Here is a 19,541-nt window from a genome sequence, read left to right as displayed (position 1 = left end):
TTCGATGCGCCTCGACCTCGAAAGGGCCTCTCCATGACCTCTCGTCTCCTGCTGGTACGCCACGGCGAGACCGAGTGGCACGCGGAGAACCGGTATGCCGGTGTCACCGACGTCGCCCTGACGCCCAAGGGCGTGACCCAGGGAGCCGACCTCGGATCCTGGGCCGCCCGCGGCGGCGTGGACGCGGTCGCCTGCTCCCCGCTCGGCCGCGCCCGCCTGACCGCGGCGCCCGCGGCGGCGGCGCTGGGCTTGGCGGCGGACGTCCAGGAGGGGCTGCGGGAAGTGGACTTCGGATGGGGCGAGGGCAGGACCATCGAGGAGATGGCCGAGGAGGACCCCGAAGCCGTACGGCGGTTCCGCGAGGACGCCGACTCCGGCGCCTTCCCCGGCTCCGAACCCGTCGCCCTGGCCGCGGCGCGGGCGACCGGCTCCCTGCGCGACCTCGCACACCGTCACCCTGGGGGAAAGGTGCTCGTCGTCGCTCACAACACCCTGCTGCGCATCGCCCTGTGCGAGCTCCTCGGACTTCCCCTCGGGCGCTACCGGCGGATCTTCCCGCGACTCGACAACGGGGCCGTCACGGAGATCGAGATCCGCGGCACGGAGACAGCGCTGCGCTCGCTCAACGTACCCACCGCCGCTCCCCCCGCCCCCGCGCCCGGCCCGAGCCCTGCGGGAGACTGACCCCCATGACCAAGAGATCCGCCGAAGAACGGCGACGGCTCATCGCCGACCATGTCGTGGAGCAGGGCACCGCCACGGGCGCCGCCCTCGCCCAGCTCACGGGCGTGAGCCTGATGACCGTCCACCGCGACCTCGACGACCTCGCGCGGCAAGGGGTGCTGCGCCGTTTCCGCGGCGGTGCGTCCGCCCTGCCGTCCACCGTGTTCGAGTCGAGCCTCGACTACCGGCTCGGCGTCAACACGGCGGAGAAGAGGGCCGTCGCGCGCGCCGCCGCCGCGTTGGTGGAGCCCGGAATGTCGGTGATGCTCGACGATTCCACCACGGTCCTGGTCATGGCCGGCCTGCTGGTCGACCTCGCCCCCCTCACCGTCGTCACCAACGCCCGCCGGGTGCTCGACGTCTTCGCCGGGTGCGAGGGCATCCGCCTGATCGCCCTGGGCGGCGAGTACTCGCGCACCCATGACTCCTTCCTCGGGATGCCCTGCGTCGAGGCGGTGGAGGCGCTCTCCGTCGACCTGGTAGCGGTCTCCACCTCGGCCCTCGACGCCAGGACGGCCTACCACCAGGAACAGGACGTGGTGCTGGTGAAACGGGCGATGCTCACGTCTGCGGCCACGAAGGTGATGCTCATGGACCACACCAAGCTCGCCCGGACCGCGCTGCACCGGGTGGGGCCCGTCGGCGACCTGGACCATCTCGTCGTGGACGACGGGGCGGACGCCGAACTGCTCGGCAAACTCCGCGAGCGGACCCGGGTGACGGTGGCGGCCGTCGCACCATGAAACCGTTCCTCCCGCCATGATGGAACGCCTGTTAACTGCACACGCACGTAGCCACCGCGAAGGACCGCCCACCCAACAGGTGGACATCTGAGGCCCGTTCCGCCGGGGAAGGACGCTTTTCACCATGAGCAGTGCAACCCGTCGCCCAACTCCCCACGCTCCGGCCGTGATCGGCATCGACGTGGCGACCGCGTCCGTCCGCGTGGTGTGCGTGGACGGGCAGGGGCGCGTACTCGCCGAGGCGCGGGGCGAACTGCCGCCGCCCGTACGGACCGCCGCGGGGACGAGCGAGCAGGACGCCCGGTCGTGGTGGCCCGCCGTACGCTCGGCGCTGCGCCGCACCACCGGCGCGCTGCCCCGGGGCGGCCGTGAGGTGATCGCGGTGGCCGTGTCCGCCACGTCCGGAACCATCGTGCCCACCGGGGCCGACGGCGTCCCGCTCGGCCCGGCCCTCATGTACGACGACCGGCGGGCCGCCGACGTCAATGCCGAGGCGCAGCGGGTGGGCAGCACCCGGTGGGACGCGCTCGGCCTGTCGGTGGGGCCCACCGCGGCGCTGGGCCGGGCCGTCTGGTGCCTGCGGACGTACGGCTCGGGCCTGCGCCATGTCCTGCACGCACCGGAAATCGTCGGGCGCGAGCTGACGGGTCATCCCGTCGCCACGGACTGGAGCCACGCGCTCAAGTCCGGTTACGACGCCCGCGCTTCGGAGTGGGCGCACGAGGTCTTCGACGCCTTCGCCTTCCCGCTCGCGCTGCTCCCCTCCGTACGCGCCCCCGCCACGGAGGCCGGAGTCGTCGGCCCGGAGGCGGCCGAGGCCACGGGCTTGCCCGAAGGGTGCTCCGTACGCCTCGGGATGACGGACGGCTGCGCGGGCCAGATCGCCACGGGGGCGGTCGAGCCGGGCCGCTTCGTGGGCGTGCTGGGCACCACGTACGTCCTCAAGGGAGTCTCCGCCGACCTCGTTCGCGACGCGACCGGAGCGTTCTACAGCCACCGCCACCCCGACGGCTGGTGGCTCCCCGGCGGGGCGTCCAACACCGGAGGGGAGTGCCTGGCCGACGTCGACCCGGCCCACCTGCCCGCGCTGGACGCCGCCGCGGCGGCCCGGGGCCCCGCTTCGTACGTGCGCTACCCGCTGCGCCGCGACGGCGAACGGTTCCCGTTCGTCGCCGGCGTGGCGCGCGGATTCGAGCTGGGACGCCCCCGCGACGAGGCGGACGCCCACCGGGCCGCACTCGAAGGAGTCGCCTTCGTCGAACGCCTGGCCCTGGACCGGGTCGAGCGTCTCGGCGTTCCGGTGCTCGGCCCCCTGCATGCGGCCGGCGGGGGCAGCCGCAGCACTGTGTGGACGACGATCAGGGCCACCGTCCTGGACCGCCCGGTCCGGGTGGTCGAGCGCGCGGAGACGGCATTCGGTGCCGCACTCCTCGCCGCGACCGGCACGCTCCACGAGGACCTCGCGGCGAGCGCGGCGGCCATGGTGCGCGGCGGCGCCCTCGTCGAGCCGGTGCCGGAGGAACGCCCCGCCCTGGACGACGCGCACGGCCGCTTCGTCGCGGCGCTGCGCGAGCGGGGCTGGCTCCCCGACGAGTGACGCGTCGTGCCTCGCGCGTACGCGACGGCTCACCGACGCCCCGAGCCGCACCACCGGCGGCGCCATCGGTGCGCGCTGAGCCGGGTGTTGGCCCCGGGGGCGGCCCGCACGGGCCCGGGAGTCAGGGCACTTCGACGCGAGAGCGGTCTCGGGGAAAGCCGCTGCCGCATGCACCTTGCCATGCTGGTCGGACCCCTCTACGTTCACTGTAGAAAGCGCTTGCTGTCCTGTCGCTCCCGGCATGGAGCCCGGGACGCGGGGGCGCTGCCGCATGTCCCCCTGGTGGATCGAGCCGCTTCTGTGCGGCTGCGTGCGGGAGCGCTCCCATATGTCATGAGCACGTCACCGTTGTGTTCTGGCATCCATCACCGACCAACCGAAGACACCTGGGAGACGAACATGGGACGACCAGTCGCACGGCGGCTGCAGGCCGCCGTGGCAGCCCTGGCCCTCGCGGCCGCGACCGGAGCGGTGCTGTCGGCGCCCGAGGCGGCGGCGGCAACCGGGAGCGCCACCGGCTACGCCACCCAGAACGGCGGGACCACCGGCGGTGCGGGCGGGCAGACCGTCCGCGCCACCACCGGGACCCAGATCCACGAGGCACTGTGCGGGCGGGCCGACAGCGGCACCCCGATCGTGATCGAGGTCGAAGGCACGATCAACCACGGCAACACGACCAAGGTGTCCGGCGACAGTTGCAGCACCGCCGCCGGCGTGATCGAGCTCAAGCAGATCAGCAACGTCACGATCGTCGGCGTCGGCAGCGGGGCCGTCTTCGACCAGCTGGGCATCCACCTGCGCGAGGCCAGCAACATCATCATCCAGAACGTGACCGTCCGGAACGTCAAGAAGTCCGGCTCGCCCACCTCCAACGGCGGCGACGCCATCGGCATGGAGTCCGGCGTCCGCAACGTCTGGGTCGATCACACGACCCTGGAGGCGTCGGGCGGGGAGTCGGAGGGGTACGACGGCCTCTTCGACATGAAGGCCAACACGCAGTACGTGACCCTCTCGTACAGCATCCTGCGCAACTCCGGCCGCGGCGGCCTGGTGGGGTCCAGCGAGAGCGACCGCTCCAACGGCTTCGTCACCTACCACCACAACCTGTACGAGAACATCGACTCCCGCGCGCCCCTGCTGCGCGGCGGCATCGCCCACATCTACAACAACCACTACGTGAAGCTCAACGAGTCCGGCATCAACTCCCGGGCCGGGGCCCGCGCCAAGGTGGAGAACAACTACTTCGAGGACTCCAAGGACGTCCTCGGCACCTTCTACACCGACGAGGCCGGCTACTGGCAGGTCAGCGGCAACACCCTCGACAACGTCACCTGGTCCAGCCCCGGCGGCACGACCAACCCCGCCGGGCCCGACATGAAGTCCACCACCACGGTCGACATCCCCTACACCTACCGTGCTGACACGGCCAGTTGCGTGCCGGACGTCGTGAGCCGCACGGCGGGCGCCGACAAGGGTCTGAAGGTATCGGACGGCAACTGCACACCGCAGACGCCCACGCCGACCGACCCGACGCCCACGCCGACCGACCCGACGCCGGGACCGACGGACCCGACTCCCGGACCGACCGACCCCACTCCGCCCACCGGGACCAACCTCAGCATCGGAGCGGGCTCCGACGGATCCAGCAAGGCCGCCGGAACAAGCTACGGTGATCTGCGCGACGGCGACCCGAGCACCTACTGGTCGCCCGCCGGCCCCACCGGCTCCGCCTCGATCAAGTGGGCCTCCGCCACCTCCGTCTCCTCGGTCGTCATCCACGAGGCGGCGGGTTCCACCGGCGCCATCAAGGCCTGGCGACTCCTCGACGGCGACACCGGCGCCGTCCTGACCTCCGGAGAAGGAGCAGGGGCCATCAGCTTCCCCCGCACCTCCCTGCGCAAGATCACCTTCGAGATCACCGGCTCGACCGGCACCCCGAGGATCGCCGAGTTCGAGACCTACGCGGGCTGACCACGCAGTCCGCGCGCATCGTCCGCGACCCGCATCTCCCACGTATCCGGGAGGTGCGGGTTCCGGGCGTCCAGCCAGCGGGCCGGCGTGTGGGCGCGGGCCTCGGCCGCGCTGAGCCGCGGCCGGTTCGCGGGGACGGTGACGCGGGCCCCGGGGCCGGTGTTGCGGTACTCGGCGAAGCGCTGGTCCTGCCACGGGAAACCCGCGGACATGGTGGCGTACGGCGTCCTCGCGTCGATCCCCGGGCCGAGCCGGCTGTCGCGGACGGTCAGCATGGGGTGCGCGGTGAGGTCCGAGGAAGGCACCCAGGGGCGGGCGAGCTTGTAGTACGCGTCGGGGGCGGTGCTCGTGACCCGGGAGCGCAGGACCAGGAAGCCGTACGGATTGGCTCCGGCGGTGCTCGGCGCGAAGACATAGCCGTACGGGGCCGAGGCCAGGTCGGTGCGGGTGAGTGCGCGGAAGTGGCAGTGGTCGAAGACGGCGGTGGCGCGGCCGAAGACGAAGTCGACGTCCCCCTCCGCGTAGCAGTCGCGGTAGTACTGGCGGGCGAACGCGTTGACGGCGAGGGAGTCGGCGTACAGGGTGTCCTGGTGGCCGAGGAACCGGCAGCCGTAGAACGCCGACCGGTCCCCCTGGACCTTGATGGCGACGGCCTGTGTGCCGGTGTACTCGGGGTTGTCGGAGCGCAGCCAGTCGTTGGCGAAGGTCAGGTCGCGGGCGGTGAATCCGGCCGCCCGGACGGTGACCGTGGCCGATCCGCTGGTGCCCAGGGTTCCGGAGCCGTCGGGCTTGGGTGTGCCCGCCGCGTTGGCGTACACGAGCACGGTGTCCCGGGCGTCGCCGTTCGCGCCGATCAGGGTGAGCCCTTCGTGGGCGGGGCCGATGAGCACCGTCGCGCGGTACACACCGGGGGCGATCACGAGCGTGCGTCCGGTGCCGGTCGCCGCGTCGACGGCGGACTGTACGTCGGTGTGGTCGCCGCGGCCGTACGCGTCGACGTACAGCGTGCGGGGGTCCAGGCGCCGTGCCGGTGAGCCGTAGCGGCCGAAGGGGCGGGGGAACGCGGTCCCGGCGTGGGCGGCGGTCGCGCCGAGTGCGAGGGCGGCACCCGTTCCGGCGAGCAGGGACAGGGCGGTGCGTCTGCCGGCCAGGGAAGGTCCGCTGGGCAGAGTAGGTCCACTGGGCATGGTGGGGCTCCTCGGGGTGAGCGGCGAGAGGCCGGAGCGGCGCTCTCCGGGGTGGTGGAAAGCATGCGGTGCCGCTCCGGCCGGTTCGGGGTGGTCGGGTCGAGGGGTGATGAGGCGCGGGGACGTTCGCGCCCGCGGTGGCGAGGCCGGGGCGGTTACGGCCGTGCGATGCGGTCCGGGGGCGGTTGCCTCCGGGCGCGTGCGGTCGGGGACGAGCTCTCAGCGACCGCTCGCGCTCGCCCTGCCCGCTCCCGCCTTGAGCGCCACGAGCACCGGCACGACGAGTGGGTGGTGGACCGCGGTCCGCAGGCGGGGCGTCCAGCCGGCGCCCTCGGTGAGGTGCTCGCCCGGCACCCCCGCGTTGTGCACGGCGACCAGGTCGGTCTTCCGCCCGTCGACGTAGTTGTTCCCCGCCGTGAGGGACGACTCCGACCACTTCTTCAGGATCGTCGCCCGGTCCACGTCCCGCGTGAGGGTGAACGCGTTGTGTTCGGCGACCAGTCGGGACTCCGCGCCGATACCGAACGTGTATCCGTAGGCGCTGCCCTTCGTCGCCACGAAGTGGTTGTTGTACGCGTCGACCTGGCCGAACCGCACGCGCGGGGCCCGCTCCTTGACGTCCTTGAAGAGGTTGTGATGGAGCGTGACACGGAGCTTGCCCCGGTCGGTGGCGCCGGCGCCGTCACTGTTGCCGATGAGCATGGTCTTGTCGTGGTCCTTGAGGACGTTCCACGATACGGTGACCAGGTCGGCGCCGCGCACGATGTCGAAGAGGCCGTCGTGCTGCTGGTAGACCTGGCCGAAGTAGTGGGGCTGGTCCGCGTCGGGCCGGTCGCCGTCGCTGAAGGTGTTGTGGTCGACCCAGACATGGCGGGATCCGTACACGACGAGGTTGTCGTACTCGGAGTTCCAGGCGCCTTCGGCCCCGTCCGTGGGGTCCCACTGGGGGAAGCAGTCGTAGGTGTCCTCGAAGCCGATGTTGCGGATGATGACGTTGGAGACGTCCCGCACCTGGAGCGAGGCCCCGATGACCTTCGGGTTCTTCCCCACCCCGACCAGGGTGGTGTTGGAGGGGACCTTGATATTGACGGAGGCTGCCTGGAGCTTCGCGGAGGCGACGCGGGCCTCCTCCAGCGGACCCGAGGGGACCGCGTCCCGGCCCCAGACCTCGGGATCGTAGGCGGCGAGGTACTTCTCCAGCGTGTAACCGCCGGTCTGATACTGCTCGCAGCCGATCGGCGTGCCGTTGACGTCGGAGTTGCCGTGCAAGGTCCCGGAGATTCTGATGATCTTCGGTGCGTCGCCCGCCTCCGCGAAGGCGGCGATGAGCTCGGCCCGGTCGGTCACCGTGTAGACGTGGTCGGGGGCGGCGTTCGCACCACCCGTGGTGGAGCCCTCGGCGGCGGCCCAGCCGTCTCCGGCGGGCAGTACGGCGCGCTCGACGCCGGGGCCGGCGTGGCTCGGTTGCCCGGTGGCCAGGGCCGGGGTGCTGAGGGCGAGGGCCAGAGAGGTGCAGCCCAGGGTCACGGCGATGGCGCGGGTATGACGCTTGCGTGCGGGCATGGCGAATCCTTCTGTGTCGTCGGAAAGAGGAAGAAGGGATGAAGAGGAAGAGAGGGGAGAGGAGAGGAGGGGGAGTGCCTCAGACCTGCCCGGGCCAGGTGATCCACTCCGCCGGGACCCGGTCGTCCAGGCGGCGGAGATCGCGCGGGGCGAGCACGTCCTCGCCCAGCAGCGCCCGTGCGGTCAGCCGGGCCACCTCGATGGCGCCCGCCGGCCTGAAGTGGGTGTTGTCGCGGGCGCCGTCGGGATGGTTGGGCGAGTCGCCGGGGTCCAGCCACAGGAAGCAGGCCTCGGTGCCGTCCGGACCCAGCTCCTGCCAGCGGGCGAGGGAGAGCGCCTGGACGTCGACCAGGGGGACCCCCTCCTCGGCCGCCAGGGCGCGCATCGCCGCCGGATACTCGCCGAGCGTGGGCCGGGCGGTGCCGTCTGCGGTGAACCGGCGGCGCTCGACCGACGTGACCAGTACCGGCCGCGCCCGTCGTGCGCGGGCGCCCTTCACGTACTGGCGCAGATACTCCTGGTAGGTGGTGTACGGGTCCGTGCCGCGGGCCGGGTCCTCGGTCTTCTGGTCGTTGTGGCCGAACTGGACGAGGACGAGATCGCCGGGGCGGACACCGGCCAGGAGCTCGGTGAGGCGGCCCTCGTCGAGGAAGCTCTTCGAGCTGCGGCCGTTCACCGCGTGGTTGGCGACCCGGAGCCGACCGGCGAGGAAGAAGGGGAGCGCCGTACCCCAACCCGTCTCGGGCGCGGCGTCGGCGTGTTTCACGGCGGCCGTGGAGTCCCCGGCGATGTGGATCGTACGGGGCCGGGGTCTGCCGCCCTCGCCCCCGCCCCCGCCGCCGTGTGCGAGCGCGGGGGTGGCGGTGAGGGCGAGGACCGGGCCGAGGGGCACGGTGAGCAGTGCGGCGGCGGTCTGTCTGCGGGTGAGTGACACGGAGGGCTGCCTCTCTTGTGTGCGCGCTTGCACGGCAGAGGGACCGGCGGCGGAGCGCGACCCGGACCGCCGCCGGCCCCCGTCATCGGGGGAGGGACAGAAGAGGAGGCCGGATCAGCCGTTTCCGATCTCCTTCCACTCCTTGTTGGCGGCGTTCAACTGCTCGGCCATGTCGTCCAGGAACGCCTTGGCCGTGATCTTGCCGAGCAACACCTTCTGGAACTCCGGCTCGTTGTCCGCCTTGCTGATGTTGTTCCAGTCGGGCAGGTAGTAGGGCAGGTCGACGACCTTCGTGGAGCCGTCGGTCAGGGTTTTCGCGGCCAGCGCGGTCGACTCGGTCTCCTTGATCCAGGGGTCCTTCGCCGCTTCGGTGTTGGCCGGGATGGCGCCCGCCGACTCGTTCCACTTGCTGTTGGACGCGTGGGAGGCCGCGAACTCGATGAACTTCCACGCCGCGGTCTTGTTCTGGCTCGACCGGAAGAGGCCGAGGCCGTCGACGGGGTTGGAGACCTGCACCCGGGTGCCGCCGTCCCCGATGGGCGCGGGTATGCCCGCGAACTTGTCCTCCCCGAGGGCCTTGAGGTGGTCCTGGTAGGAGCCCAGATTGTGGCTCAGCATGCCGATCGTGCCGGTGTCCCACTGGGCCACCATCTTGGTGAAGTCGTTGTTGACGTCGGCCGCGGGCGTGGTCTTCTTGAAGAGCCCGGAGTACTTCTCCAGGGCGGCGACGTTCTTCGGGTCGTTGAGCGTCGTCTTGTCGCCGTCCCAGAACTCGGTGATGCCGGACTGGCCGTAGACGGCGTCCAGCGCCTGCGCGATGGAGCCGGCGCCGCCGCGGATCGTGTAGCCGAACTCGTTGTTCTTGGCGTCGGTCAGCTTCTCGGCCGCCGTGTAGAAATTCGCCCAGGTGTCGGGCGCCTTGAGACCGGCCTGCTCGAACAGGTCGGTGCGGTACCAGAGCACACCGTTGTTCGCGGAGGTCGGTACGGAGTAGACGTCGTCGCCCCGGCCGGCCGCCGCGCGGACGCTCTCGACCATGGACTCGACCAGTTTGCCTTTCAGCGCGGACTTCTCCAGCCGGTCGTTGACCGGCTCCAGGGCCTCCTGGGAGACCATGTTGGCCAGATAGGCGGTGCCGACGCCGCCGACGTCGGGCAGCCCGCCGCCCGCGATCGCGGTGTCGTACTTGGACTGGACGTCGGCGATCGGGATCGGGACGTACTTGACCTTGATGTCCGGGTACTGCTTCTCGAAGTCCTTGATGATCTCGGTCCAGACGGCGGTGCGCGGACCGCCGTTGTTGTCCCAGAAGGTGATCTCGCCCTTTCCGCTGCCCTCCGTGCCGGAGCCGCTGCCGTCGTCGCCGCACGCGGTGGCCGTCAGCGCGAGCACCGCCGTGATGGAGACCGCGGCCGCGGTACGTCCCCGCTGTGTCTTCGAAATGGTCATCGTCGGCTCTTCTCTGTCTGGTGATGCGGGTGTGATGGATCCGTACACGTGCACTTCTGCGGGGGGTTGGGGCCGGTGACGCGGAATGCGGTGAAGCGGGCCGTTCCGGCGGGGCCCGTCCCGGCCGGTGCGGTGGCGAAGAGCCCGAGGAGGGCCCCGACCCAGCGCCAGGGGGTGGCGGCGAAGACCTGGCCCGAGGGCCGGAACCCGTCGCCGGTGTCGGCGGAGAAGCGGCAGCGGGCCCCCGCCGTGACCTCGACGCGCAGGCTGGCCCGTCCCTCGGGGGACGCACGGGACCCGGCCGCGTCCCGTTCGTGTACGGCGACGCCCTCGGCGAATCGGTGGACGAGCCGCGGTATGCCGTCCGCGGTGACCGCGAGGCCGATCCAGCTGAAGGCGTCCCCCAACACGGCGAGTCCGGCCTTGGCGCCCGGTTCGCCGCCGTCCAGCGCGAGGTCCACTTCGACGGTGAACTCCTCCGCCGGCAGCCGCTGGACCAGGATGCTGGGCAGCAGCCGCAGGTCGTGCTCGTACCCGGTCCGTACGCAGGTGAGCCGCAGCCCGTCCCCGCCGTGCCGGGTGGTCCAGCCGGGTCGCGGGTTGGCCGTCCACTGCCACTGTGTGCCGGGCCGGCCGCCGGGGAAGTCGTCGTCCACGGCGGGCGCTGTCACCGGCTGGGCGGGAGCGACGGGTTTGGTGTGCCGGGGGACGGGTTCGCCCTCGTCGCCGATGACGGGCCAGCCCTCGGCGTCCCAGCGCATCGGCTGGAGGTGGACGACCCGCCCGTACGCTCCCCGGGCCTGGAAGTGGAGGAACCAGTCCTCGCCCGCGGAGGTGTGCACCCAGCCGCCCTGATGGGGGCCGTTGACGTCGGTGCGGCCCTGGGCGAGGACGACGCGTTCCTCGTACGGGCCGAAGAATTCCCGGGAACGGAAGGCGCCCTGCCAGCCGGTCTCCACGCCGCCGGCCGGCGCGAAGATCCAGAAATAGCCGTCGCGCCGGTAGAGCTTGGGGCCTTCGAGGGTGAACCAGCCCGGAATCCGGTCGGCGTCCACCAACGTCGATCCCTCGTCGAGGAGTTCGCGGCCGTCGGGGCTCATCCGGTGGCCGGTAAGGCGGTTCTTGACACCGGAGCGGGACTTGGCCCACGCGTGGACGAGATAGGCCTCGCCGGTCTCCTCGTCCCACAGCGGGCAGGCGTCGATGAACCCCTTGCCCGCCTTGAGTAGATGCGGGGCGCTCCAAGGGCCCTCGACGCGGGGCGAATTGATTTGCTGGATTCCGTGGTCGGGGTCGCCCCAGAAGATCCAGAAGCGTCCGCCGTGGTGGCGCAGCGAGGGGGCCCAGACCCCGCGGTCGTGGCGGGGAGCGGCGAACTCGGCGGCGGGTTCGAGGCGGCCCAGCGCGTGCCCGACGGCGGTCCAGTTGACCAGGTCGCGGGAGTGCAGGAGCGGCAGCCCGGGGGACCGGCCGAAGCTGGACGCGGTGAGGTAGTAGTCGTCACCGACGCGGACGACGTCGGGGTCGGACCAGTCGGCGTTGAGGACCGGGTTGCGGTACGTCCCGTCACCGAGATCGGAGCTCCAGGGCCGGCTCACCTGGCCACCGCCTCGCGCGCGTACCGGGCGGCGGCCTCCCGGTCCGGCCTGCCGTCCACGACGACGGTGATGATCCGGCGCACGACCGACGCCCCGGCGGGTACGGGCAGCCGCTCGTGCGCCGCGAGGCTGGAGCCGACGCCCGGGTACTCGGAGGTCCTCACGAACCACGGGTCGCGCCGGGTCTCCTCGGTCGCCCCCACGAACACGAGCGTCCAGCCGTCCCCGGCGAGGGCCAGCCAGTCGGCGGTGCGGCCGTGGACCTCGCTCTCGCCCTCGTGCGTGGCGCTGAAAACGGTGGGCGGTGCGGCCTCCTTGGGGGCCCGCCAGAAGAAGCCGCCGTACCCGGCTCCCGGGCGGCCGTTGGTCGCGGGGCTGCCGATGGAGAGGTCCGTGCCGCCGGGGTTGGTGAGCACGAAGGAGAAGTCCAGCTCCCAGGTGGTGCCGGAGGTCCGGGTGGCCGACAGGGTGCGGTGCTCACGCAGGAGCTCGACGCCGGCCGCTTCCCAGCCCAGCTCCTGGGTGAAGCCGTTCGGGCTGCGGTGCGGCCGGGCCAGGTGGCGCTGGACGCCGTGGTTGTCGAGTGCGGTGGGCCCCCGGCCCCGTACGAAGGTGCGCCCGCCCCAGAAGTTGTACCCGGCGACGTCGGGGACGGCGACGGAGACGCCCAGGTGGTGGCGGTGGTCGGCGGGGCGCTCCTCGGTGACGGCGATCCCGCCGAGCGTGGTGACGGGGTGGAGGCGGGGGCGGCCGTCCGCCCCCGGCGCGTAGCCGTAGTGGGCGACGGTGTCGTCGCCGCAGGCAAGGGTGGCCGGGAGGTCGGGGAACGGGTCCGTGGCGTGCTGGGTCATGAGGCGGCCGCCTCGCCCACCCGGGCCCAGGGGGCGCCCAGTTCGGAGAAGAGGCTGAGGGACTCGGCCCCGGCGGCGACCAGCGAGTCGATGCCCGGCACGACCCGCCGAGCCCCGCCGTCCGGCCCGTCGTACCGGGTCTCCCAGGCACGGTCGGGCAGCGGGGCGGGCTCGGGGGCGCTGCGTACGGCCTCGACGACGCGCATGAACGCCCCCGTGGACGCGGGCGGAACCAGCAGCGGTGTGCCGTGCTCCAGGTGGTCGAGGAGGTTCTCCAGGAGATCGGTCCGCCCGTGGACGGTCTCCTCGGGGCCCCGTCCGGCGCGCTGCACCAGGACGCGGTCCTGCTTGTACCAGAAGGTGATCCGGCCCTTCTCGCCGTGCACGATGACGTACGGCTCCCCGGGGCGTTCGGCGCACAGCGTGACGGCGACGGTGACACACGGCCCGCCGGCGGTGGTGACGCGGAGGCTGCTGGTGTCGTCCGCCTCGATGGCGTGCGCCCGGTACAGCTCCGTCTCGATGGCGGTGACCTCCTCGGACCGGCCCCGGCAGGCCAGTTCGAGCGCGGTGGCCACGGCGTGCGCCAGGGGATTGGTGAGGACACCGTCGACCACATCGGTGGTCCCGATCCTCCGCCGCCCGGCCCAGGGCGCCCGCCGGAAGTAGGCGTCGTCCCGGACCCACGCCCCGGCGGCCCCGAAGCCGGTGACGGTCCCGATGGCTCCGGCGGCCACCAGCTCGCGGATGGCGGGCAGGGCGTGCGACCCGAAGGACTGGAACCCCACCTGGCAGGCGATGCCCGCTCGTTCGACGCCTTCGGCCATCCGCGCGTAGTCGTCCCAGCCGGCGGCGGGCGGCTTCTCTAGCAGCAGGTGGACGCCCCGGGCGGCGGCGGCGAGGGCCAGCTCGGTGTGGGTCTGGATGGGGGTACAGATGACGGCCGCTCGCGCTCCGGTGACGTCCAGGAGCGCCCCGAAGTCGTCGGACTGCTCGGGCGACTCGCCGGGGCCGAAGCCGGAGGCGGCGAGTTCACCGGCGGTCAGCGGCTCCAGCTCGCAGATGCCGGCCAGCCTGACCCGGCCCTGGTGCTGGAGCCGGCGCACATTGGCGAGATGCCACCGGCCGTGGCCCCGGGCGCCGGCCAGGACGACGGGCACGGGGGAGGTCGGGACGACGGGCACGCGGGCGGCCGGGGCGGTTACTTTCCTCATCCCTTCACCGCGCCGGCGCTGAAGCCCGTGATGAGCCACTTCTGGATGAAGGCGAAGACGATCACCACGGGGACGGCCGCGATGACTCCGCCCGCCGCGAGCGCGCCCAGGTCGACGCTGTCCGCGCCGATCAGCGTGTTGAGTCCGACCGGGATCGTCTGCTTGTCCTGCTCGCTCAGGAACATCAGGGCGAAGAGGAAGTGGTTCCAGCTGTGCACGAACGCGAAGGAGCCGACGGCGATCAGCCCGGGGCGCAGGAGCGGCAGGACGACGGTGCGGAAGGCGGTGAAGCGCGAGCAGCCGTCGACCCAGGCGGCCTCCTCCAGGGAGACGGGGACGTTCTTGATGAAGCCGCTGATCAGGATGATCGACAGCGGGAGCTGGAACACCGTCTCCGCGATGACGACGCTCCCCAGCGAGTTGATCATCTGGAGGTTCCGGAAGATCTCGAAGAGCGGTACGAGCATCAGGGCGCCCGGGATGAACTGCGAGCAGAGCAGCGCGAGCATGAACGCGCCCTTGATCCTGAAGTCGAACCTGGCCAGGGCGTAGCCGCCGGCCAGGGCGACCAGGGTCGTGGCGACGAGCGTCGCGACACCGACGATCATGCTGTTCTGGAAGAAGACGGCGAAGCTCCGCTCGTTCCAGACCTTGGAGAAGTGCGCTCCGGTCATCGGCCAGGGCACCAGCGATGTGGAACCGGCGGGCCGTACGGCGAAGAGCAGCATCCAGTAGAACGGGATGAGCGTGAAGAGCAGGTAGAGGCCGAGCGGCAGATAGATCTGCCAGCGCGGCACGTCGTCGAAGGCGCGCTCCCGCCCGGGGCGGCGGCGCGGGGAGGACGGTGGGGAGCCGGGAGCGGAGGACCGCCGAGCGGTTCCGTTCTTCTCGGTGAGCAGGGCGGTCACGTGCGGTCGCCTCCGAACTTGCTCAGGCGCAGATAGACGATCGAGCAGAAGAGGAGGATCACGAAGGCGACGGTGGTGAGCGCGGAGGCGTACCCGAAGTCGTGGCCCTCGATGCCGGTGTTGGCCACGTAGAGCGGCAGGGTGGTGGTCTCACCCGCGGGCCCGCCGCCGGTGAGGGTGTAGAGCAGGTCGACGTTGTTGAACTCCCAGACCCCGCGCAGCAGGGTGGCGAGGATGATCGCGTCCCGCAGGTGGGGCAGCGTGATGTGGAAGAACTGCCGCAGTCGGCCCGCGCCGTCGACCGACGCCGCCTCGTACAACTCCTTCGAGACGGACTGGAGGTCGGCGAGGATGAGAATCGCGAAGAAGGGGACCCCGCGCCAGAGTTCGGTGACGGTGGCCGCCCAGAAGACGGTTCCGGTGTCCGACAGCACCGACGTGCCGTACTCGCCGATCCCGGCGTCCGCGAGGTAGCGGCTGAACCCCGTCGAGGAGTTGTAGAGCAGGATCCAGATCGTGCTGGTCAGCACACCGGAGACGGCCCAGGGGGAGAAGACCATGGCCCGGGAGATGCCGCGCCCGATGAACGTCTGGTTGACGATCAGGGCGAGCGCCAGGCCGAGGAGCAGCTGGAGCGTGACCTGGGTGAAGACCCACTGGGCGCTGAACCCGAGCGTCGGCCAGAACTGGTCGTCCTCGGTGAAGACGCGCCGGAAGTTGTCGAGCCCGGCGAAGCCGTTCCGCCACGGCTTGGTGACGTTGTAGTTCCGCAGGCTGTAGTAGAAGACGCTGAGCACCGGGTAGGCGATGAAGCCCAGCATCAGGAGGCCTGCCGGCGCGATCAGCAGATACGGCAGGCGGCGGGGGCTCGCCCGGCGGCGCCGGGACTCTTTGGGCGGCGGTGTGGCCACGGCTGCGGTTGGGGCCATGACGCGTCTCCGATCTCTGGGAGGTGCTGGATGCGCTGGACGTTCGGGCCTGTCGGCCACTGACTGTGAAAGCGCTTGCTACGAAGAGCTGGAGCGACCCGGGGGGAGCGAGGTGCAGAGGGGGCCCCGGCTCCGCCCGCGTACGGTCACGGGACCCGCGTCCGGTCATGGGACCCGCGTACGGTCACGGGGCCCGGTTCATCCCGCGTACGGGTCGGGCACCTCTCCCTGCCGGGCCAGGAACGCGAAGTCGCATCCGGTGTCGGCCTGGGTGATCTGGTCCTGGTACAGCGCCCCGTAGCCCCGTCCGTAGCGGGCGGGCGGCGGGGACCAGGCGGCCCTGCGCCGCTCCAGCTCCTCGTCGTCGACATCGAGCCGCAGGAGCCGGGCCTCGACGTCCAAGGTGATGAGGTCGCCGGTGTGGACCAGGGCGAGCGGCCCGCCGACGAAGGACTCGGGTGCGATGTGCAGGACACACGCCCCGTAACTGGTGCCGCTCATCCGCGCGTCGGAGATCCGCACCATGTCCCGCACACCTTGCTTCAGCAGGTAGTCGGGGATCGGCAGCATGCCGTACTCGGGCATGCCGGGGCCGCCCTGGGGCCCGGCGTTGCGCAGCACGAGCACATGGTCCGGAGTGAGGGCCAGGGCCGGGTCGTTGATCGTGCGCTGGAGCTCCCGGTAGTCGTCGAAGACGACGGCGGGCCCGGTGTGGCGCAGCAGGCGCGGCTCGGCGGCGATGTGCTTGATGACGGCCCCGTCGGGGCAGAGGTTGCCGCGCAGCACCGCCACCCCGCCTTCCCCGGCCAGCGGGTCGGAGCGTTCGCGGATGACGTCGCTGTTGTGGACGGGGGCCCCGTCGAGCTGCTCGCGCAGGGTGGTGTGCGCGACCGTGGGCCGGTCCAGATGCAGTACGTCGGTGAGCCGCCCCAGAAAGCCGGGCAGGCCGCCGGCGAAGTGGAAGTCCTCCATCAGGTACCGCCCGCCGGGACGGAGGTCGGCGAGGACGGGCACCGTACGGGCGATCCGGTCGAAGTCGTCCAGGGTGAGCTTCACGCCGGACCGGCCGGCCATCGCGATCAGATGGATCACGGCGTTGGTGGAGCCGCCGAGCGCGAGAACCGTGGCGACGGCGTCCTCGTACGCCTCCGGCGTCAGGATCTGTGACAACGTCACCTGCCGCATGACGAGGTCGACGATCCGCAGCCCCGAAGCCGCGGCCATCCGCTCGTGCCCCGAGTCGACGGCCGGTATGGACGAGGCACCCGGCAGGGTGACCCCCAGTACCTCGGCGGCGGCCGTCAGGGTGGAGGCGGTGCCCATCGTCATGCAGTGGCCGGGGGAGCGGGCCAGACCGTTCTCCAGCTCGGCCATCTCGCAGTCGCCGATGGTCCCGGCCCGCCGCTCGTCCCAGTACTTCCACATGTCCGTGCCGGAGCCGAGGACCTCGTTGCGCCAGTGCCCGGGCAGCATCGGCCCGGCGGGCACGAAGACGGTCGGCAGGTTCACGGACGCGGCGCCCATCAGCAGTGCGGGCGTCGACTTGTCGCAGCCGCCCAGCAGCACCGCCCCGTCGACGGGGTAGGAGCGCAGCAGCTCCTCGGTCTCCATCGCCAGCAGGTTGCGATAGAGCATCGGGGTCGGCTTCTGGAAGGTCTCCGAGAGGGTGGAGACGGGGAACTCCAGCGGGAACCCGCCCGCCTGCCAGACCCCCCGCTTGACCGCCTGCGCCCGGTCGCGCAGGTGGGTGTGGCACGGGTTGATGTCGGACCAGGTGTTGAGCACCGCGATGACCGGCTTGCCGAGGTGTTCCTCGGGGAGGTAGCCGAGTTGACGAGTACGGGCCCGGTGGCTGAAGGACCGCAGTCCGTCGGTGCCGAACCACCGGTGGCTGCGCAGCTCCTCGGGCGCGATACGGCCGGTTCCCGGGCCCCGGGTGGACGTGTCGGTCACAGGGACCACTCGGCTGTCAGCCCGGCGACCTCGGCACGCCGGGCCTCGGGCAGGACCCGGCTCGGAGCGCGTACATCGCGGCGGCAGAGCCCCAGCGCGGACAGGGCTTCCTTCACGACGGTGACGTTGTCGGCGGACTGCTCCGCGGCGCGGAGCTCCTCGAAGCGGCGGATACGCTCCCAGACCTTCATCGCCGCCACGTAGTCCCCGGCCCGCAGCGCCTCCAGCATCTCGAGGGAGACGGCCGGGGCGACGTTGACGAGACCGGAGGTGAAACCGGTGGCGCCGGAGGCGAAGTAGGAGGGGGCGTACAGCTCCGCGAGGCCGGCGATCCAGACGAACCGTTCCAGGCCGGCGTCCCGGGCGAAGGCGCCGAAGCGGGCCGCGTCGGGGACCGCGTACTTCACGCCGACGATGTTGGGGCAGGCGTCGGCGAGTTCGGCGAGCCGCTCGCCGGCCAGCCGCGGGCTGCGGATGTAGGGGACGACACCGAGCTGCGGCACGGCCTCGGCGATCGACCGGTGGTAGTCGACCCACCCCTCCTGCGCGATGTACGGGTGCACCGGCTGGTGCACCATCACCATCGCCGCACCGGCCTCGGCGGCGTGCTCGGCGGCGGCCACCGCGGTCGGCACGTCGTGACCGACGCCCACCAGGACGGTGGCGCGCCCCGCGGCCTCCTCGACGGTCAGCTCGGTGACGAGGCGCCGCTCGTCGGGGGTGAGGGCGTAGAACTCCCCGGTGTTGCCGTTCGGGGTGACGGTGCGGACGCCCCCGTCGAGCAGCCTGCGCATCAGGACGCGGTGGGTCGCGGTGTCGATGCTCCCGTCCTCGGCGAACGGCGTCACCGGGATCGCGACAACGTCTGCGAGGGCCGCCTTCAGCGGTGAGTGGTCCATGCGGACTGGCCTTTCGTCGAGGTGCTGGTGGAGCGTGTCCAGCGGGCGGTTCACGCGGCGCCGCCCCCGTCTTCGTCGTCGGGGAAGGCGCGGCGTACGAACGAGGCGATGTGGTGGTGCAGAGCGCCGGCGGCGGCCTCCGCGTCATCGGCGAGGGCGAGCCGCAGGATCTCGCGGTGCTCGGCCGCCTCGCGCTCCCAGGACGGGACGGCCGACCAGGCCACGGTCGACACGAGCGCCGCCTGGTCGCGGACCTCGTCGAGCATCCGGGAGAGCAGCGGGTTGCCGCAGGGCAGGTACAGGGCCCGGTGGAAGTCCCGGTTGGCCAGTGACCTGTCCGCCGTGTCGGCCGCCGAGTCGGCCCGTTCCAGGGCCTCTTGGGCCGCCTCCAGCGAGGCGCCCCGGGTGATGGAGCGGCGCAGCGCCTCCGGTTCCAGCAGAAGGCGCACGTCGTACACCTCCCTGGCCATGGTCGCGTCGACGAGCCGCACGGTGACGCCCTTGTACTGGCTCATCACCACGAGTCCGGTGCCCGCGAGCGTCTTGAGCGCCTCGCGGACGGGAGTCTTCGACACCCCGAACTGCGCGGCGAGTTCGGTCTCCACCAGGGCCTGTCCCGGTCTCAACTGCGCGGTGAGGATGGCGTGCTTGATGGCCTCCAGCACGTACTGGGTCCGGGAGGGGATCGGGGCAGGGGCGAAGGTCATGGGTGACGGGCTCTCACATCTCGCGTATCGCGTCTCATATATGACGTACGAAGTACGACGCGATGAAGCTAGGGCCACGTGGAATGTTTCGTCAACGCTTCCGACCGAAGAACTTCTCGGGCCCGGGCGCCACTTGACGATGCCGGTGGGCGTGCTGCCCGTCCGGGTGGGCCCCGTCGGCGGAGCAGGGCTCTGCCGTGCGGCGCCGACCCGGCCCGCCCGGCCTCCGCCGCCCGGACGCGCGCGGCCTCCCATTTGTCGAACTGTGCCGTAACGTCACGGGTTTCGCCTGGAATCGACGAGGTAAACGCCCTT

16 protein-coding genes are annotated in these 19,541 nt (G+C 71.7%); 4 read left to right on the top strand and 12 right to left on the bottom strand.

From position 1 onward, the window contains the following. Window positions 1-33: 33 nt before the first annotated feature. The 4 genes from ACIQRW_RS23670 (at window position 34) to ACIQRW_RS23655 (ending at window position 5,034) form a co-directional block, all read left to right on the top strand. Entirely contained in the window at window positions 34-684 is a 651-nt protein-coding gene (locus ACIQRW_RS23670) for a histidine phosphatase family protein (protein WP_403763703.1), read from the top strand. Between the two features lie 5 nt (window positions 685-689). Then, window positions 690-1,466, top strand: a complete 777-nt coding sequence (locus tag ACIQRW_RS23665; protein WP_403763700.1) for a DeoR/GlpR family DNA-binding transcription regulator — start codon at window positions 690-692, stop codon at window positions 1,464-1,466. Window positions 1,467-1,590: 124 nt separating this feature from the next. Then, entirely contained in the window at window positions 1,591-3,063 is a 1,473-nt protein-coding gene (locus ACIQRW_RS23660; RefSeq protein WP_403763697.1) for an FGGY-family carbohydrate kinase, read from the top strand. 399 nt (window positions 3,064-3,462) lie between these two features. After that, complete coding sequence (locus tag ACIQRW_RS23655; RefSeq protein WP_403763695.1) at window positions 3,463-5,034, top strand: polysaccharide lyase family 1 protein; 1,572 nt, start codon at window positions 3,463-3,465, stop codon at window positions 5,032-5,034. Here the strand turns inward: ACIQRW_RS23655 and ACIQRW_RS23650 are convergent. The 12 genes from ACIQRW_RS23650 to ACIQRW_RS23595 form a co-directional block, all read right to left on the bottom strand. Then, the gene (locus tag ACIQRW_RS23650) at window positions 5,022-6,185 is read right to left on the bottom strand and encodes a pectinesterase family protein (RefSeq protein WP_403764077.1); all 1,164 of its coding nucleotides are present in this window, start codon (window positions 6,183-6,185) and stop codon (window positions 5,022-5,024) included. The two genes, ACIQRW_RS23655 and ACIQRW_RS23650, sit on opposite strands and share 13 nt — an antisense overlap. Before the next feature lie 255 nt (window positions 6,186-6,440). Then, window positions 6,441-7,784: a polysaccharide lyase family 1 protein gene (locus ACIQRW_RS23645; protein WP_403763692.1), complete on the bottom strand. Its 1,344-nt coding sequence runs from the start codon at window positions 7,782-7,784 to the stop codon at window positions 6,441-6,443. 79 nt (window positions 7,785-7,863) lie between these two features. Beyond that, a complete protein-coding gene (locus ACIQRW_RS23640; RefSeq protein WP_403763689.1) occupies window positions 7,864-8,718 on the bottom strand; it encodes a rhamnogalacturonan acetylesterase in 855 nt (284 codons plus the stop codon). Between the two features lie 114 nt (window positions 8,719-8,832). Continuing rightward, a complete protein-coding gene (locus ACIQRW_RS23635) occupies window positions 8,833-10,167 on the bottom strand; it encodes an ABC transporter substrate-binding protein (RefSeq protein ID WP_403763686.1) in 1,335 nt (444 codons plus the stop codon). Then, a complete protein-coding gene (locus tag ACIQRW_RS23630; RefSeq protein ID WP_403763683.1) occupies window positions 10,164-11,765 on the bottom strand; it encodes a glycoside hydrolase 43 family protein in 1,602 nt (533 codons plus the stop codon). The genes ACIQRW_RS23635 and ACIQRW_RS23630 overlap by 4 nt, the downstream gene beginning before the upstream one ends. Beyond that, window positions 11,762-12,616 (bottom strand): PmoA family protein, encoded by an 855-nt coding sequence (locus ACIQRW_RS23625; protein WP_403763680.1) that lies wholly within the window; start codon window positions 12,614-12,616, stop codon window positions 11,762-11,764. The genes ACIQRW_RS23630 and ACIQRW_RS23625 overlap by 4 nt, the downstream gene beginning before the upstream one ends. Beyond that, window positions 12,613-13,830 carry a Gfo/Idh/MocA family protein gene (locus ACIQRW_RS23620; RefSeq protein ID WP_403763677.1) on the bottom strand — a complete coding sequence of 406 codons (1,218 nt, stop codon included), beginning with the start codon at window positions 13,828-13,830 and terminating at the stop codon, window positions 12,613-12,615. The genes ACIQRW_RS23625 and ACIQRW_RS23620 overlap by 4 nt, the downstream gene beginning before the upstream one ends. Then, window positions 13,827-14,738, bottom strand: a complete 912-nt coding sequence (locus tag ACIQRW_RS23615) for a carbohydrate ABC transporter permease (protein ID WP_403763674.1) — start codon at window positions 14,736-14,738, stop codon at window positions 13,827-13,829. The genes ACIQRW_RS23620 and ACIQRW_RS23615 overlap by 4 nt, the downstream gene beginning before the upstream one ends. Beyond that, entirely contained in the window at window positions 14,735-15,667 is a 933-nt protein-coding gene (locus ACIQRW_RS23610) for a carbohydrate ABC transporter permease (RefSeq protein ID WP_403763671.1), read from the bottom strand. The genes ACIQRW_RS23615 and ACIQRW_RS23610 overlap by 4 nt, the downstream gene beginning before the upstream one ends. Window positions 15,668-15,865: 198 nt before the next feature. After that, window positions 15,866-17,620, bottom strand: a complete 1,755-nt coding sequence (gene araD / locus ACIQRW_RS23605) for an L-arabinonate dehydratase (protein ID WP_403763668.1) — start codon at window positions 17,618-17,620, stop codon at window positions 15,866-15,868. After that, window positions 17,617-18,519: a dihydrodipicolinate synthase family protein gene (locus tag ACIQRW_RS23600; protein WP_403764075.1), complete on the bottom strand. Its 903-nt coding sequence runs from the start codon at window positions 18,517-18,519 to the stop codon at window positions 17,617-17,619. Before ACIQRW_RS23600 ends, araD begins: the two co-directional genes overlap by 4 nt. 50 nt (window positions 18,520-18,569) lie before the next feature. Further along, window positions 18,570-19,226 (bottom strand): GntR family transcriptional regulator, encoded by a 657-nt coding sequence (locus tag ACIQRW_RS23595; RefSeq protein WP_228180084.1) that lies wholly within the window; start codon window positions 19,224-19,226, stop codon window positions 18,570-18,572. Between the last annotated feature and the right edge of the window lie 315 nt (window positions 19,227-19,541).

Origin of the sequence: Streptomyces sp. NPDC091287 (genome assembly GCF_044768525.1) — a bacterium.
GTDB lineage: Bacteria > Actinomycetota > Actinomycetes > Streptomycetales > Streptomycetaceae > Streptomyces.
This window is presented reverse-complemented; position numbering and strand designations above follow the sequence as displayed.